At 63.0% G+C, this 16,697-nt stretch carries 17 protein-coding genes and 2 pseudogenes; 3 read left to right on the top strand and 16 right to left on the bottom strand.

Annotation, left to right across the window (positions count from 1 at the left end; genetic code table 11):
• Positions 1-214 precede the first annotated feature (214 nt).
• From ACQQ2N_RS14330 to ACQQ2N_RS14275, 12 genes and pseudogenes are all read right to left on the bottom strand, one after another.
• Complete coding sequence (locus ACQQ2N_RS14330) at positions 215-799, bottom strand: hypothetical protein (protein ID WP_440222258.1); 585 nt, start codon at positions 797-799, stop codon at positions 215-217.
• Positions 800-935: 136 nt separating this feature from the next.
• Positions 936-1,409, bottom strand: a complete 474-nt coding sequence (locus ACQQ2N_RS14325; RefSeq protein WP_440222257.1) for a hypothetical protein — start codon at positions 1,407-1,409, stop codon at positions 936-938.
• Between the two features lie 85 nt (positions 1,410-1,494).
• Positions 1,495-1,800, bottom strand: a complete 306-nt coding sequence (locus tag ACQQ2N_RS14320; protein ID WP_440222256.1) for a hypothetical protein — start codon at positions 1,798-1,800, stop codon at positions 1,495-1,497.
• A 90-nt stretch (positions 1,801-1,890) separates the two neighbouring features.
• Positions 1,891-2,013: pseudogene (locus ACQQ2N_RS14315) on the bottom strand (DUF3228 family protein); the annotation flags it as partial.
• 427 nt (positions 2,014-2,440) lie between these two features.
• Positions 2,441-3,289, bottom strand: a complete 849-nt coding sequence (locus ACQQ2N_RS14310) for a hypothetical protein (RefSeq protein ID WP_440222255.1) — start codon at positions 3,287-3,289, stop codon at positions 2,441-2,443.
• Positions 3,290-3,530: 241 nt separating this feature from the next.
• Positions 3,531-3,986 carry a hypothetical protein gene (locus tag ACQQ2N_RS14305; RefSeq protein ID WP_440222254.1) on the bottom strand — a complete coding sequence of 152 codons (456 nt, stop codon included), beginning with the start codon at positions 3,984-3,986 and terminating at the stop codon, positions 3,531-3,533.
• Positions 3,987-4,384: 398 nt separating this feature from the next.
• Positions 4,385-4,608, bottom strand: a pseudogene (locus ACQQ2N_RS14300) (DUF3228 family protein); the annotation flags it as partial.
• A gap of 115 nt (positions 4,609-4,723) precedes the next feature.
• Complete coding sequence (locus ACQQ2N_RS14295; protein ID WP_440222253.1) at positions 4,724-5,107, bottom strand: hypothetical protein; 384 nt, start codon at positions 5,105-5,107, stop codon at positions 4,724-4,726.
• 422 nt (positions 5,108-5,529) lie between these two features.
• Entirely contained in the window at positions 5,530-5,967 is a 438-nt protein-coding gene (locus tag ACQQ2N_RS14290; protein ID WP_440222252.1) for a hypothetical protein, read from the bottom strand.
• Between the two features lie 434 nt (positions 5,968-6,401).
• Positions 6,402-6,935 carry a hypothetical protein gene (locus ACQQ2N_RS14285; protein ID WP_440222251.1) on the bottom strand — a complete coding sequence of 178 codons (534 nt, stop codon included), beginning with the start codon at positions 6,933-6,935 and terminating at the stop codon, positions 6,402-6,404.
• 104 nt (positions 6,936-7,039) lie between these two features.
• Entirely contained in the window at positions 7,040-7,603 is a 564-nt protein-coding gene (locus tag ACQQ2N_RS14280) for a DUF3228 family protein (protein WP_440222250.1), read from the bottom strand.
• A gap of 24 nt (positions 7,604-7,627) precedes the next feature.
• Positions 7,628-8,800: a GGDEF domain-containing protein gene (locus ACQQ2N_RS14275; RefSeq protein ID WP_440222249.1), complete on the bottom strand. Its 1,173-nt coding sequence runs from the start codon at positions 8,798-8,800 to the stop codon at positions 7,628-7,630.
• Between the two features lie 135 nt (positions 8,801-8,935).
• Between ACQQ2N_RS14275 and metF the strand changes: the two genes are divergently transcribed.
• Entirely contained in the window at positions 8,936-9,766 is an 831-nt protein-coding gene (gene metF, locus ACQQ2N_RS14270) for a methylenetetrahydrofolate reductase [NAD(P)H] (protein ID WP_440222248.1), read from the top strand.
• A 46-nt stretch (positions 9,767-9,812) separates the two neighbouring features.
• On the opposite strand, the gene asnB is transcribed toward metF, so the two are convergent.
• Entirely contained in the window at positions 9,813-11,498 is a 1,686-nt protein-coding gene (gene asnB, locus ACQQ2N_RS14265; protein WP_440222247.1) for an asparagine synthase B, read from the bottom strand.
• A 250-nt stretch (positions 11,499-11,748) separates the two neighbouring features.
• Here asnB and ACQQ2N_RS14260 point away from each other — a divergent pair, with 250 nt between their 5' ends.
• Both ACQQ2N_RS14260 and ACQQ2N_RS14255 read left to right on the top strand, forming a co-directional pair.
• Positions 11,749-12,294 carry a hypothetical protein gene (locus ACQQ2N_RS14260; RefSeq protein ID WP_440222246.1) on the top strand — a complete coding sequence of 182 codons (546 nt, stop codon included), beginning with the start codon at positions 11,749-11,751 and terminating at the stop codon, positions 12,292-12,294.
• A 73-nt stretch (positions 12,295-12,367) separates the two neighbouring features.
• Entirely contained in the window at positions 12,368-13,288 is a 921-nt protein-coding gene (locus ACQQ2N_RS14255) for a branched-chain amino acid transaminase (RefSeq protein ID WP_440222245.1), read from the top strand.
• A gap of 190 nt (positions 13,289-13,478) precedes the next feature.
• On the opposite strand, the gene ACQQ2N_RS14250 is transcribed toward ACQQ2N_RS14255, so the two are convergent.
• The 3 genes from ACQQ2N_RS14250 to rimK all read right to left on the bottom strand — a co-directional run bounded on the left by ACQQ2N_RS14250 (position 13,479) and on the right by rimK (position 16,641).
• On the bottom strand, positions 13,479-14,777 hold the full coding sequence (locus tag ACQQ2N_RS14250; protein ID WP_440222244.1) for a sensor histidine kinase: 1,299 nt from the start codon (positions 14,775-14,777) through the stop codon (positions 13,479-13,481).
• Positions 14,761-15,447, bottom strand: a complete 687-nt coding sequence (locus tag ACQQ2N_RS14245) for a response regulator transcription factor (protein WP_440222243.1) — start codon at positions 15,445-15,447, stop codon at positions 14,761-14,763. Before ACQQ2N_RS14245 ends, ACQQ2N_RS14250 begins: the two co-directional genes overlap by 17 nt.
• Before the next feature lie 249 nt (positions 15,448-15,696).
• The gene (gene rimK / locus ACQQ2N_RS14240; RefSeq protein ID WP_440222242.1) at positions 15,697-16,641 is read right to left on the bottom strand and encodes a 30S ribosomal protein S6--L-glutamate ligase; all 945 of its coding nucleotides are present in this window, start codon (positions 16,639-16,641) and stop codon (positions 15,697-15,699) included.
• Between the last annotated feature and the right edge of the window lie 56 nt (positions 16,642-16,697).

Here is a 16,697-nt window from a genome sequence, read left to right as displayed (position 1 = left end):
CGTCGGCGGCACCTCAGGCCGTATCACGAGCTGCCCCGGATGCCTTCTAATCGCCGTTCCGCGCCAATCCTGGGAGCGGAAGACTCGCCTCACGGTGACGAAAGGGGCGGGCGAGCATACCCACTCGCCCTCTACCCAAGTTTCGAACTGCGCAGAATGGTGGGTGTCCCAGATCTCCGGTACCAGATCTCCGTTGTTGCGAGAACAATAAAAATTACAGCCCCTTGCAAACCCCCACTTGTCCCAACTTGAACGCTTCAATCACCACACTCTCAATCGAACTCCACTTGTGGATATCATTCCAGTTAAATGAGTATGCACCGGCAATGCCCTGATATCTGAATGGCCGAGAGCATTTGTGAGATCCAGGAAGCTCTCGGCATGAAACATAGTAATCTCCCAGAGGAGAATCGTAGTCGCCCGCAACAAATCTCCTTTCCCCAAAAGTACTTTCTGAAGGTAGCTCAGACAAGCCTGGAATATCGGATAAAACTTGGCTGTGCGACACGGAGGGCAATTTCTCTTCCGAAGGCTTGGGTATCTTAATAAAAAGCAAAACTTCCTTGCCTTCTTCCGACTTTGAATCGAACGGAATCGATACAAAAACACCTTTATTATCAGATCCGAGGGACGTGCCGAAAGCGCCAGAAAAATCCAGCTTTCGCACGGCCATGTCTGAAGCAACACATATAGATTTAGAGCCATATTTAAAGCGCTGCATGGCTTCAGCCTCCGTCAAAGCAAAGAGGTATAAGCCAATCAATACCAAAGCAAGGCTCTTTCTGTCGAGCGACAACATTACTCATACCTCACGTAAGACGGAAAATCGAACGCATCGCGTGATGCGGTCGACGCCGATCGCCTCGCCGCCCTTCAAGCAGATGCAAACGGATGGATGTTCCGGAAGTGCAGAGGGCGTTCCGCCGCATCGTTTGCTACTCGACCCGGAAGTCGAGCCGCTCGGATCTGGCCAGCTCCATGGGTTCCGCCCGCTCAGATAATGCCGGCGCACGATAGACGACATGAAGGTGGTACTTCCCGGGCTGCAGGCAATAGTCCCTTCCTATGACTTCCACCTGATCGTGGTAGTGATACTCGCCACCAGGAGTGAGCTCCGCAGCTTCCGCGGCAGCCTGGTCGAGCATGCCGCAATAGCGTGCACGCCCACCGCCCTCACGATGGATTTCCAACGCGAAGCCCGCTTCCCCTGGAAGAATCGCGACCCTGTTCCCGTAAACCACCAGTGAGGTGTTCGACTCGTTGACGAGCGAGGCTACGAGCCGGTCATCGTCCAGTCTTGCGTACAGGCGATACGAAGGTGTCGTGTCATCGTGGATCCGAGCGCCACCGCAAGCTGACAGCAATAGTGCTGCGGCAGCTGTTGCCATACCGATGGAATGATTCTTCATCACTTCAGACCTTCGATGCCATGGATGTCGATGAGCATCGCAGAGTAGCCGCGCGGAGCAACCTCGGCGATGATTCCGACGACTCTCACATACCTGCACTCAAGCGGGACATCCTCGACGCGCTGTCAACCGTCGGCTCCGGGTCGTCCGTGTTCACGCGGACGGAGTTCAACCGAATGCTATATCGCCAACGGCCTTCGTCGAGGTACAGCTCGATCTTGTCGCCCCTGGAAATGCCCAGCATACCCCACACCGGGACGGCGTTTCCCGACCATTCCGCACGATGAGCCATCACGCCGACCAGCGGTACAGGCTCGCCTGCAGCCCGGGAGGACGTTGGACATCCCGCGATGATGGCCAGCGCGACGAGCAATGATCGGCCCATGTTCATGTCGACGATGCTTGCTTGTCGGCGGAGCGGGCATCGAGATTGCCGCGTCAGCAGCAACGGTGGTGCGGGAACGCTCAGGATCCCGGCCGTCTACCGCCAGTTCGCGTTGCGCTCCCAGAACGCGACACTGCGGCGGTAGGCTGCGCGGTCGATCGGTACGCCCGATCCGCCCTCCTCCACACCCAACGCGTTCTGCAACGCAATTGGCACCATCTCGGAACTCATTCGACGAGCGGGCCTCATCGGGGGCTGGCAGCAGATCGCAGCCGCCATCAATGACCAGCCAAATCGGCATACGAGAAGTGATCGGGAGTCGTTGCGAAACGGTACATGGCTGTCGAGCACGCGCAGCGTCATTGCGTCATCGTGGCTCCTGCCACATGCAGCTTCTGATCACGTTGGCGAGTCGCTCGAGCGGCGACAGGTGCACTCTGGATCAGACGCCGCGCAAAGTTATCGTCGCGCAGGTACACGAATACGCCCACGTACCGCACGTTGACGGCGACAGTGTCACTCGGCAAGACCTCATGGGAGAAAGCGATATGGCGCTCTGCGCACACGACATGAGACATCAGTTGACCATGGTCCCGCTTACGTCCAGTGCGACAAGCTGACTCGGCCTCGGTCGGAGATCGATCACTCAGTCGCCGCGAGTCGGATACGCTATCTCGAACTCGCACCCTCCAAGTTGATGGGATTGAATGATGTCGCGAACCCTCGGCAGTATGAACATCATTCGCTCAGGGCGAAGATAACCTCGCCGTGCTCCAACGAACGATCGCGAGCAGAAGACATCTGCCCGCCCCGCCATGCTCTCCTCATCCAGAAAAACTCTGGAAATCAAGTTGGCACCCAAGCAGTCTCCCAGCGGGCAACCATCTCCTCCTTGCTCGATACCGAACGGGTCGTAGCCGAATCGCGTAGGACTAACGACATCTGCGTTCGTGTCGGACGGAAGTAGCTGCAACCAATCGCTCGACTCCTTGGCGCTTAGCCCTCGGCCTATCACAGGAGCAAGACTAAAGCCTCCTACATCATGCGCTCGGAGAACATCCACCGCCGTTCTCGACACGACGACCTCCCCGGAGATCGTTTTCGCGAAAGAGGCTTTACGAGGTATTTTCTTAGTATCCAAAACGAGGGGCGATGTCTGCATCCCGCCGGAACCGCACTGTGGGCAGGCATGTCGATCATCGTACGATGTTCCGCACATCTCAGCCGATGGTTCGAATACCGACATGATCTTGAGCAAAAAAGCGTCTGCGGATTTCAGCTCCGCTGCAGAGTAGACAGCGACTTTTTTCCACGAGGTGATGAAGAATGTTCCTTGCGCGACCATCGAGCGATGGGCGTCGGCAATAACGCCCATGAGAGGGTCACCGACATCCACAAGGAGCCTCCTCGCCATGCCCATGCGGACGCCGACATCGTCGGGAAGCCATTGCCGAGCAACATCATCATAGACCCTAAATTCAATGGCTTCACGCATATCAACTCACGACGAAGTCCGACATCACTACCCTCACTGCGTCTCGGCAAGCCTCGAGTCACGACCATCGCAGCCCGAGTCATCCCATCGAGTGCCTGCTCTCAGGCGGGCACGATCGTCGGAAGCCTTACATAATGTCAATTTGCATCATGCTCCAGAACCCAAATAATACCCTCTATATTATTATATCTAACCTTAGGATTGTCAGCATCACCAAGAACCCCATTATTAATGGATATTTTTATATATTCAGCCAAGGCAACGGACTTTTTGCGTCGCCGCTTCTTGAAAGCTCACGAACGATACGGATATCACCACCGAAGTTATCGTGCCCCACAACAGCCAACTCAAGAGCACTCACCGAAACGCCGTCATATCCCATAAAACCAACCCGACCGTTCACGTCACGATTGACATTATTGGAAATCAGATACTCGAATACTCTGTAGCTTTCACACCATGCCGATGCGTGCATAGGTGCCATTCGGCTTTCTTCGCCCATAACCGTGCTGAATTCCTCAAGCAATGCACGCTTGCCCTTTGAAAGTTTGCGAACAGATTCCACTGCATCGAAAAGCGAAGCCACAACCAGAAGATCTGATATCTGATCTTTCTTCACGCCCGCCCCAATTATGTCCAGCAATTCCCTATCAATAAGATCCCTGTTTAAAAGAGACTCATCGTAAAATCTATCCACCTCCGATGATATCTTCTCGTAACTCGAGAGAGTTCCGTTAGTATTTGACACATCGTTCAAGTAACTCAGACCGGCCGAATAGTAAGTTTCACACGTGACAATCGTTGAGGCGCTCGAAGGCTTACAAGTGAAACCACCGCATACGACCATCACCAGGACAAGAAGCTTTCCAACCCTATAATTCATAGTTTGCGCGCGCCGGTAGCTGGATGCGTACGATACACGGTTTCGAAGAAGCAAAATTGACGATGCCCTTGTCCAGGATACTGAAAAACAGGACTAGTTCGAGCGACCGGGACCTCAAGCTCCAATGAACTCGCAGTCGTCGCAGCGCAATCCGTCCGCATCTCCAAAGACGACGTCGACGTGGAGATGAATCGGATCGACGAACGCCAGCATCATGGGCTCCGCCAGTTCGCATTACGCTCCCAGAACGCGACGCTGCGACGGTAGGCCGCGCGGTCGATCGGCACGCCCGATCCGCCCTCCTCCACGCCGAGCGCGTTGCGCATCATCGTGATCGGGGCCATCGGGATTTCCTCGGGCTCGGCGGTATAGAGGCAGCCGACACGCCCCATTCGGCATCGATCGGCGCATCCTCCTTCGCGAGCTGTTCGCGGCTTTAGAGGATCACAACGAGGTGGTAGACGGATATCGGCTACGGCCTAGTAGCTAGCCCATCTCCCTACCGCCCTTCCAATAACATCCGACTTCCGCGCCTTCTCGGGTCCAGAGAATCACTTGCAGTCCAGCGCGGAATTCCTCAATTGGACCACCAGCTCTTTCGTGACCTCAGGAAAATCAACATCCGCCCCATCCGTAAAAACAGCTGATACTTGTATCGACAAGTCCGAAATACCAGCGTAACAACGGATGGAACGAATCTTCCCCATATTATGGCACTTCACTTCATTACCATCGAGGTCCGTGAAGTAATCCGACACACTTACAGCGTCAATATTTTCACTCAAAAAAACATCGGGAATATTCAGATAGACACTGAAAATACGACCTCTCTGAAAATGAAGAGGCATCATCCTCATCACCTTAACCGCATCCGATCTTATGCTGGCAGAGCCACCACCATCAAAAATAAAGTGATGGCATTCGCCTGATTTCATAACCGACTTCGCGCAAGCCGTCAGCAATAGAGACAAAACGCACATGGCAATTAAATATCTTCGCAGCAACTAAAAACCCTCCCAATGCGCCTGCATAAGTTATTCGCATAGTCCCTTCCATGGCTCATCCTTTCCCTCGAAGGATTAACCGAGACCACGAACGACCTGAACAGCGTGAGCGCGTGCATTCCATTGACTCAACCATGCCCTCGGACACGCCCTCAAGGTTGGCGAAAGAAGAAAAAGGCCGGGAAACATCCTTCCTACACCTCCTGCTCGCAAACGAAAGACGAGCACGGCCACGTTGGCGCATCGGCGTCGCCCCTGTCGATCATGACCCCTTCCTGCGCGCGGCTGAGCCGGCATGTTTCAATCCAGTCGATGGTGATTACGCCACTCATCTCACCGAGCGGCCAATCAAGCTACCAGTCTTTTTGTCCACACCCAGATTTGCCGGAGAACGAAAACGCGACGGCATCACGCCTGAAGATTAAATCAGCCTCTACTTCGGGATGCTTCCATTCGTACCGATCACCACTTCCCCACGAGGGTTTACCCAGCGCCGCCCTCATGATGGCGAGCACACCCTGCTGCGAAACCCCCTTCAGATCGAATGAATACTCCAACAAGACATCATCACCACCAGGCCCTGAAAATGCCAAGGAGTAATCCACCCCGCCAATCAAGGCGCTGTAATAATAGCATCCTCGTCCTCCTTGAGGCTCGAGATCGTAACCTTCAGGCAGAGCAGACCTCTTGACCCCCAGGTAGATCGACTCGCCCGCAAAGGCTGGAGAGCCTCCAAAATTCGTCGACACGACGACAAGGATCAGAAGAGCATGAACTGTCGCGGCACGCATTCTCGTCAACCTACCTACGCATAAGAAGATCAGGCATGACATCAGCACGCTCCCGCAAGTACACGCGATGGGCAGCATTGACAGGCCCGAAGGGGATACCATCGAGGTAAATGCATCCTGGCGATACGCCGATATAGACATCGGCTGTCTCGTGGCATGCACGTCAACCTACCTCCCTCTTGGCAAGGACCAGCAGAGTCGATGCCCCCTTGGGCTTCTCGTACGCGCCCCTGCCCTATCCCATTACGCAGCGCGGTACGGGCCGAATCGGAACACGCTTCGGCCGTTACGATGGCGATTCATGGCGATATGCGGGCGACGTTGATCCAGTGCCTGCTGCCGTACGTAGGTTCCGATCCGCTACGAAAGCGGGGCCTCCTGATGAGGACGTCCATTGCCGTCGCACGCCCCCATGCACACCGTCTCTATGGCCATCACTCCGCTGCACCACCGGTGCGATAGGCAAGAACATGCTTCATGGCGACGTCGGCGCCATGCTTGACGTATTCGCAGAATCCACTCGAGAACGCGGCGTCGATCATGAGCCCCGAGCGAATCTCCAACCGCTCGAATTCCGTGCGCAAAGGCGAACCATCCTCGTAGAGGCCCCACCTCACGCCGAACCATGCGTTCACGAGGTAGCTGTAGCTCTTTCCGTTCACGACGACGGAACACTCGTCTTCTCCATGGCTGTCCCGCAACGCCTTCACATACCAACGTGGCAGCGACGCCTTCATCTGCTCGAAGGCAGCCCGAATGCCGAGGGGAGCCGTGGCATCCCCATGCCGTCCGGCTCGCGTCGTCAACGCAATGACGAACCGGTCATCAACCGGCATCGTTGCGTCGTCGCCTTCGTAAACCTCCGAGACGAGATCCTTGGGAAGATTGGAGATCACGACCGGAGCCGATGCCTCGCCCTGCCCCGACGCAGCGAGCAAGGAAGCCACGACGATGGCAACCGGATTCATCAAAGCCCCCTCGCGCCTCGAGCAGGCACGATCATCTGAAGTCCGCGACGTGCGTGGAAGCGGCCGCCCCGGTGTCGAACATCTTCGACGCTTCGGGATAGAGCTTACGGCATGTCGCGCCAGTTCGCGTTGCGCTCCCAGAACGCGACGCTGCGGCGGTAGGCCGCGCGGTCGATCGGTACGCCCGATCCGCCCTCCTCCACGCCGAGCGCGTTGCGCATCATCGTGATCGGGGCCATCGGGATTTCCTCGGGCTCGGCGGTATAGAGGCAGCCGACGACGCCCCATTCGGCATCGATCGGCGCATCCTCCTTCGCGAGCTGTTCGCGGCTGTAGAGGATCACGACGAGGTAGCCCGCGACCGGCACCTCGACGCCTTCGAACCAGCGCACGAGCACGGGGAGTTCGCTCGACGAACGCGCCTCGTAGGCGGATCGCAGGAGATGGCGGTTGGCGTCGGTGACCGGCACCGTCAGGCAGCGCGTCGACGTCCAGTTGCGGTGCACGTGGAGCTTGCAGAACGGCGCATAGCCGTCGAGCACGCGCATCGGCGCTTCGTCATTGAGGCGTTGCTCGAACGCTTCGGGCGAGCAGTCCTGGATCGTGTTGGCGCGTGGCTCGCGCGGGAACAGGCGGGTACGGGCGAACGGCGTCAGAACGATGGACATGCTGCAGGCGCTTCGGATAAGGCCTTACAGCGTAACGCCTGCCTCGTCCTCGAGCACTTCCCGCGCGCGCGGATGGCCCGCCTCGACGCGCCCGGTACGGTTTCTCCCGCCGAGCTTGGCGCGATACAGCGCTGCGTCGACGTCGTGGTAGAGCGCATCGTCGTCGGCGTGCCTCGACGCGTCGAATGCACCGCAGCCGATGCTGACGGTCACGATGTCGGCGCGGCCTTCGAACGCCAGCGGTTCGCGCTCGAGATCGCGACGGAAATGCTCGGCGCGTTTGCAGGCGATGTCCTCGTCGGCCGAGAGCACGACGCCGAACTCCTCGCCTCCGAGGCGCGCGACGACGTCACCGGTCGCCTCGAAATGCTCGCGCAGCCTCTGCGCGAGTGCGACGAGGCAGGCATCGCCGGCGAGGTGGCCGAGGCTGTCGTTGATGCGCTTGAAGTGGTCGATGTCGAGGATCAGCAGCGACGCCACGCCGGCACCGCGACGTGCGCGTTCGATCGCCGCGGCGAGTGCGTCGTTGAAGCCGCGGCGGTTGGTGATGCCGGTGAGGCCGTCGATGCGGCTCTGGCGCTCGAACATGTCGCGCTGCTCGCGCAGGCTCTGTTCCAGCTCTAGCCGCGTACGGTACTCGCCATAGCTGCGCTTGAGCACGAGCAGCATGTAGACCATGTAGATGCCCCACATGATCGCGATGCCGGCGCCGTCGCTGTGCCAGAGCAATGCCATGCTCGGCAGCATGACGAAGCCGATCGTCACCGCCGACGGGAGCCGGCGCATGCACAAGGTGTGGCACAAGGCCATGCCGAACGCGCCCGAGAACAGGACGGCAACGAGCGGTGCAGGCTCCGGCAGGTACAGGTAGACCCACGCGCTGAAGCCGCCCCAGGCGAGCGTCGTCACGAGCACGATGGCCCAGATCCGCTGCAACAGCGCACGGACCTCGCGCGGCGTCGGCGCCGGCGGCAGCTTGACCGCGACGCGTGCGGCGGCGAGCAGCACGAACACGCTCGTCATCGCGAACGCCTGCCACGAGAACGCATCGGTCGTGACGACGAACGTCAGCGCGCAGGCGATCGGGTAGAAGAATCCGCCCAGGCGCGCGCGCTCGCGCGTCTCGCGCAGCTCCTGGAGCAGCAGGTCGTCGTCTCGGGCGGCGGCGCGGTGGCGCGCGGGTTCGCTGGGCGGCATGGCGCGCAGTAGGCCACGTTCGCGGCCGGCTGGCGAGGGGATGGCGCGCACCACGCCCCAAGCAGCCGTCCGGACCTATATGCTTCCATCTTGATACAGAGATAGAATGATTGCTTCATGCGAATCGAACGCACCATGCCGACCCCGATCAGCTACGAATTCTTCCCGCCCAAGACCGACGAGCAGCGCGACGGCCTCGACAAGGCCGTGCGCCAGCTCAAGGCACGCGCGCCCGACTACGTCTCGATGACCTTCGGCGCGGGTGGCTCGACGCTGAGCTATACCGTCGACGCCGTGCGCGGCCTGCGCACGTCGCACGCGCTCGATGCGGCCCCGCATCTGTCGTGCATGGGCGGCTCGCGCGACGAGATCCGCGCCCTGCTCGATACGTACCGCGAACTCGGTGTGCGCCGCATCGTCGCGCTGCGCGGCGACCTGCCTTCGGGCATGGCCAGCTTCGGCGACTTCCGTTACGCGGCCGATCTCGTCGCATTCATCCGCCGCGAGACCGGCGACCATTTCCACCTCGAGGTCGCCTGCTACCCCGAGGTGCATCCGCAGGCCGACGACGCGCACACCGACTTGGCCCACTTCAAGCGCAAGGTCGAAGCCGGCGCGAACGGCGCGATCACGCAGTACTTCTACAACGCGGACGGCTACTTCCGTTTCGTCGACGCAGCGCGCCGCCTCGGCGTGGACGTGCCGATCGTGCCGGGCATCATGCCGATCGCGAACTTCAGCCAGCTGCGCCGCTTCTCGGAGATGTGCGGCGCCGAGATCCCGCGCTGGCTGTCGCGCCGCATCACCGCGCTCGGCGACGATGCCGAGTCGATCCGCGCGTTCGCGGCCGACGTCGTCGCGGAGCTCTGCCGCCGCCTCGTCGACGGCGGCGCACCGGGCCTGCACTTCTACACGCTCAATCGCGCCAAACCCACGCTCGCGGTGCTCGAGCGCCTCGACGGTTGAGCCCGCCTCGCGAGGGCCACGCGCACGGCGCGGCCCTCGCATGCCATCACGCCGCGACGGGTGCGTTCGCCGACAGGTGCACGCCCGCGACCGCACGACCCGACGGATCGGCCGCGCCCGCGAATGCGGGGTCCCAGGCGATCGCCGCAGGCGACGAGCACGCGATCGACTCGCCGCCCGGGATCGTCTCGGCGCACGCCGCACCCGGGAAATGCTCTTCGAAGATGCGGCGGTAGAAGTACGCTTCCTTCGTCTGTGGCGGGTTGATCGGGAAACGCGCCGCGGCCGCGGCGAATTCGCGGTCGGTGACCTGCGCCTCGGCATGCGCCTTGAGGCCGTCGATCCAGCCGTAGCCGACGCCGTCGCTGAACTGCTCCTTCTGGCGCCACAGGATCTCGGGCGGCAGCGCGCCATCGAACGCCTCGCGCAGGATCGCCTTCTCGATGCGACCGCCTCCGGCCATCTTGGCCTTCGCGTCGAGCGACATCGCGACGTCGAGGAACTCGAGGTCGAGGAACGGCACGCGCGCCTCGACACCCCAAGCCATCATCGACTTGTTCGCGCGCAGGCAGTCGTAGAGATGCAGCGCGTCGAGCTTGCGCACGGTTTCCTCGTGGAACTCGCGCGCGTTCGGTGCCTTGTGGAAGTACAGGTAGCCGCCGAAGATCTCGTCGGAACCCTCGCCCGACAGCACCATCTTGACGCCCATCGCCTTGATGCGGCGCGCGAGCAGGTACATCGGCGTGGACGCGCGGATCGAGGTGACGTCGTAGCTCTCGATGTGGCGGATCACCTCGGGCAGCGCGTCGAGACCCTCGTCGAACGTGTACTCGAAACCGTGGTGCACGGTGCCGAGCGCCTTCGCGGCGATCTCGGCCGCGGCGAGATCGGGCGAACCGTGCAGGCCGATCGCGAACGAGTGCAGGCGCGGCCACCAGGCCTCGGCCTTGTCGTCCTCCTCGATGCGATGGCGCGCGAAGCGCGCCGCACACGCGGCGACGAGCGACGAATCCAGACCGCCCGAGAGCAGCACGCCGTACGGCACGTCGGTCATGAGCTGGCGGTGCACGGCCGCCTCGAACGCGCCGCGCAGCGCGGCCGCGTCGACCTCGACGCCTTCGGTCGCGGCATAGTCGCGCCACGGCTTGTCGTAGTAGCGCACGAGTTCACCGCTGCGGCTGTCGTAGACGTGGCCGGGCGGGAACGTCGCGACGTCGGCGCAGACGCCAACGAGCGCCTTCATCTCCGAGGCCACGCACAGGCGGCCTTCGCGGTCATGGCCCCAGTACAGCGGACACACGCCGATCGGATCGCGCGCGATCACGCAGCGTCGTTCGGCAGCATCCCACAGCGCGAACGCGAAGATGCCGTTGAGTTTCGCCACGCCTTGCGGGCCGTGCTCGCGGTAGAGCGCGTTGATGACCTCGCAGTCCGAGCCGGTCTGGAACGCGTACGGCTGCGCGAGTCCCCGCTCGAGCTCGCGGTGATTGTAGATCTCGCCGTTGACCGCGAGTGCGAGCTGGCCGTCAGCGGAGCGCAACGGCTGCGAGCCGCCGGCCGGATCGACGATCGCGAGGCGCTCGTGCACGAGGATCGCGCCGTCGTCGGCGTAGACACCGCTCCAGTCCGGGCCGCGATGGCGTTGCCGCTGCGACAGCTCGAGCGCGAGGCGGCGCAGGGCCGGGACGTCGTCGCCGGCCTGCAGGCCGAAGATGCCGAGGATCGAACACATGTTGCGTCTCCCGAGGAAAGTTTCGTAGCCCGAAAACGAAGAAGGCCCGCTGTTCGGCGGGCCTTCTTCGCGTGTGATGTGATGGATCCCCTACCGCACGCCGGCCCCCGTTGTATTCCGCGCATTATTATTGCCGCCTCGACGGGCGACGTTCGCGGAAACAGTGGCGGGAGCGCAGATGGACATGGATCGGACTAGACCAGAACGCTGCGCGCAAGGCAAGCATCGCTTTGCATTCAAATGCTTGCGCGTGAAACTGATCGTCGTGTCGATGCTCGCCGTGAGTGCCGCGGCGGTCGCCCAGCCGACCACGATCCGCCGCTGCATCGGCCCCGGCGGCGAACCCGTGTTCACCGACCGCCCGTGCGCGCAGGTCGCGCCGGCAAGGGACGCACCGACGACACCGTCGCCGCCCGCCGCGGCCGAGTTGACACCCGGAGCGCACGCCGCGGCGATGCGCGCGACGCCGCAGACCTGCCCGACGACGAGCGACGCCTTGCGTACGCGCGTCGCCGAGGCCTTTGCCGCACGCAATGCGGTCACGTTGTCCGGACTCGTGCTGTGGGACGGCTACGCGTCGACCTCGGCCCTGCAGGATCTCGCGAGGCTCGTCGCCGAACCGCTGATGGGTATCGACGTGGGGTCTGCCGCGGACCCGGAACGCGCGCCCGGCGCGACCGGCGACAGCCTCGTCGTGCGTACGGGCCGCGACATGGACCGCGTGCCCCGCGAAGTACAGACGCGGTTCGCGATCGTGCCGCGCCACGGCTGCCACTGGCTGCTGCCTCCTGGTTGATGCTGCGGCGTGGCGTGCCTGGCCGGACCCGCCTCGCTACAATCACGGGCTTGCCCACGAGGATCCTGACGACATGGCGATGACCTACCCCGAGTACATCTGGCAGAACGGCGCGATCAAGCCGTGGGCCGAAGCGACCGTGCACGTGATGGCGCATGCGCTGCACTACGGCTCGTCGGTGTTCGAGGGCATCCGCAGTTACGAAACGCCGAACGGCCCGGCGATCTTCCGCCTGACCGACCATCTCAAGCGCCTGTACCTGTCGGCCAAGATCTACGACATCGTCATCCCGTACACGATCGACGAGCTCGCCGAAGCCTGCCGCGAAGTGATCCGGCGCAACGGCCTGACCAAGGCCTACCTGCGTCCGGTCGCGTTCCGCGGCCTCGGCGGTTTCGGCCTGTCGGCCGACACGCCGACCGACGTCGCCGTCGCGACGTGGGAGATGGGTCCCTACCTCGGCCCGGGCGTGCTCGAGACCGGTATCGACGCCTGCGTGTCGAGCTGGCAGCGTTTCGCGCCGAACACGATCCCGGCCGGCGCGAAGGCCGGCGGCAACTACCTGTCGGGCCAGCTGATCGCACGCGAGGCGCGCCGCCTCGGCTTCGGCGAGGGTATCGCGCTCGCCTCCACGGGCCTGCTCAGCGAAGGCGCCGGCGAGAACCTGTTCCTCATGTTCGACGGCCAGATGCACACGACGCCCGCGAGCGCGGCGATCCTCAACGGCATCACGCGCCACACGCTGATCACGCTCGCACGCGATAACGGCATCGAGGTGATCGAGCGCGACATGCCGCGCGAGTACCTCTACCTCGCCGACGAGATCCTCATGTGCGGCACCGCCGCCGAAGTCACGCCGATCAAGTCGGTCGACGGCAAGCCGGTCGGCGAAGGCAAGGCCGGTCCGATCACACGCCGCATCCAGGATCTCTACTTCGGCCTGTTCAAGGGCACGACCCAGGATCGCTGGGGCTGGCTCGACCCGGTCGGCTGAGAACGCCTGCTTGCATCCGGCGAGGCGAACCGTTCGCCTCGCCGGCATGACGCCGTGTCATTGCGCATGGTGTCGACGGGTGCGTGGCGACGCATCGGACCAGACGATTCAGTCGCGCCTCTGCGCCTGTCGCGAAAGGAAGCGGGCGGACACGCCGATGAAACCATGCGCCAACGCGCGACGCGCGTGATCAGATCTGCTCGCGCGAGCGATCGAACTGCAGCACGGCGACGGCGCCCCCCTGCGGGCGCGGCGCGAGCGAGACGCTCCAGCCGTAGAGGTCGCACAGGCGACGCACGATCGCGAGTCCGAGGCCCGCGCCCTTGACCGCGGTGGTGCCGCGCTCGCCGCGCACGAACAGGCGCTCGGCATCCTCGGCGGCGATGCCGGGGCCGGTGTCCTCGACCGCGACGCGGCCGTGGCCGACGATGACGACGACCTCGCCCTGCTGCGTGTACTTGAACGCGTTGCTGATGAGGTTGGTCAGCGCCACCGCGACCACCGACGACGGTGCCGCCGTCGTGACCGGCTCCTCGACCTCGAGGCGTGCCTGCACGGGCTTGGTGCCGAGATGCGGCCGGCTGATGTCGATGACCTGCTCGGCCACGCGCGCGACGTCGGTCGATTCGCCGTCGGTCGGTCCCTGGCGTTCGCTACGCGAGAGCAGCAGCAGCGCATCCGTGAGCTCGGTGGACTGGCGTACCGCGCGCTCGATGCGGCGCAGGCGCTCGCGCGTCTTGTCGGGCAGGTCCTGGCCGAGCAGCAGCTCGGTGGTCGACGCGATCACCGCGAGCGGCGTGCGCAACTCGTGGCTGACGTCCGCATTGAACTCGCGGTCGCGCTCGACGAGGTGGGTCAGTCGTGTCGAGTAATCGTCGAGTGCCGCGGCGACCTGGCCGACCTCGTCGTCGACGAAATGCGGGCGCAACGCGACCGGACGACCGGACGTGCTCATCGCGCGCACGCGCCGCGAAAGATCCACGACGGGACTCATGACGCGCGACGACAGCCACACGCCGATGATCAGCGAGAGCAGGCCGAACACGACGACCGAGGTGCCGAGGATCACGAGCAGCTGGCGTTCGCTGAGCTTCTGCGAGCTCACGTCGAAACGCAGGTAGGCCCAGAAGTCGTCGTCCTTGTAGACGGCGAGCTTGTAGGCGCGCTGGCGGCTGTCGCGGCCGACATCCTCGACGTCGTAGACGCCGCCGTCGTACTTCTGCCACGCGAACGGCACGGTCGCCGTGCGACCCGCGCGCACGATCTGCGCCTCGAACAGCGACATGCTCCAGCGCGCGTCGGGCTGCGGGTACTCGCGCTTGAAATCGACGAAGTGACGCAGCTCGCGCGACAAGGTGTCGTTGATGAGCTGGTCTTCCATGCGCAGCCGCAGGTAGATCGTCGCCGCGGCGAACAAGGCCGTGAGGCCGAGTCCGAACAACGCGAACGAGATGATGATGCGGCTGCGGAGCTTACGCCGGTGCCGCATCCGGATCGACCATGCTGTAGCCGATGCCGTGGCGCGTCTGGATCAGAGGCTTGTCGAACGGCTTGTCGATGGCGGCTCGCAGGCCGTGGATGTGCACGCGCAGCGAGTCGCTGTCGGGCAGCTCCTCGCCCCACACGCGCGTCTCGAGCTCCTGGCGCGTAGCGACGGACGGTGCCTTGTCCATGAGCGCCTGCAGCAGCTTGAGGCCGATCGGATTGAGCTGGATCGACTTGCCGGCGCGCACGACGGTCAAGGTGTCGAGGTTGTAGGTGAGGTCGGCGAGCGTCAGCACGCGGCTCTTGACGCCCTTGCCACGACGGCCGAGCACTTCGACGCGTGCGGCGAGCTCCTGAAGCGCGAACGGCTTGACCATGTAGTCGTCGGCGCCGGAATCGAAACCCGACAGCTTCTGCTCGAGTGCGTCGCGCGCGGTCAGCATGAGCACCGGCGTCTGCCGGCGCGCTTCCTGACGGAGTTTCTTGCAGACCTCGAGGCCGTCCATGCCGGGCAGGCCGAGGTCGAGGATGATGGCGTCGAATTCGTTGACGACCGCGAGATGGAGGCCGGTGACACCGTCCCCCGCGAAGTCGACCACGTGGCCTTTGTCGGCGAGGAAATCACCGATGTTGGCGGCGATATCGCTGTTGTCTTCGATGACGAGTATGCGCATGGATGCCGGTGTGGGACGCTGAACCGCGGGGAGGGGAATGCGGAAGCTGCGTGAACCAGCATGTCCCGGGGCTGAACGGAGAGCCTGGAAAAGAAAATGGCCCAAGGAGGTGCCATTGGGGGAACACACCTCGCTTGGGCCAAAAGCTACTGCCCCGATTACCGTAATCTGCCCAGTCACTGACGCTTCGGAGTGTCGTGCAGAACTTACAGTGCGCCCGACTGTACGCAGGGCGGTCTTAAATGCCCGTTAAGGGTCGCTCAGCGTTCCGTTAATGTTGCGGCGGGCCGCCCGGGAGGGCCTGCGTTTCGTCGACGCTGCTGCGGTCGCGCGTTCGAGCGACGCGACGATCTCGCCCGCCACATCCACGCCGGTCGCGTTCTCGATGCCTTCGAGTCCGGGCGAGGCGTTTACCTCGAGCACGAGCGGCCCGCGTCGCGAGCGCAGCAGGTCCACGCCCGCCACGCCGAGCCCCATGATCGCCGCGGCGCGAACGGCTACCGCCTGCTCCGCGTCCGTGAGCTCGGCTGCCGTCGCGCTGCCGCCGCGATGCAGGTTCGCGCGGAAGTCGCCCTCGGGGGCCTGGCGATGCATCGCCGCGACCACACGGCCGTCGACGACGAAGCAGCGAAGGTCGCCACCACGCGCTTCGCCGATGAACTCCTGCACGAGGAAGTTCGCGTAGAGGCCGCGCAAGGCCTCGATCATGCCCTGCGACGCCGAGCGCTTCTCGGCGAGCAGCACGCCCTGCCCTTGCGCGCCCTCGTTGAGCTTGATGACGTGCGGCGGCTCGCCGAGCATCGTCAGCAGGTCGGACGTGTCGTCGGGATAGTCGCCGAACACGGTCAGCGGCAGGTCGATGCCCTCGCGCGCGATCAACTGCATCGAGCGCAGCTTGTCGCGTGCGCGCAGCACGGCATCCGATCCGTTCGGCGTGTGCACGCCCATCATCTCGAACTGGCGCAACACGGCCGTGCCGTAGAACGTGATCGAGGATCCGATGCGCGGGATCACCGCGTCGAAGCCGCCGAGGGCCTTGCCCTTGTAGTGCATCTCGAACGCACCGGGCGCGATGCGCATGTAGCAGCGCAGCGGATCGAGCACGCGCACCGTGTGGCCGCGCGTGCGCCCGGCCTCGACGAGCCGACCCGTCGAGTACAGCGACGCGTTGCGGGAAAGGATCGCGATCTTCATCGTGAGGGTCCGTGGTCGCCGTCGCGCGGGAACATCGTGGCGGCTGGAACACGTGG

Origin of the sequence: Dokdonella aquatica (assembly GCF_051987395.1) — a bacterium.
Classification (GTDB): Bacteria; Pseudomonadota; Gammaproteobacteria; order Xanthomonadales; family Rhodanobacteraceae; genus Dokdonella.
This window is presented reverse-complemented; position numbering and strand designations above follow the sequence as displayed.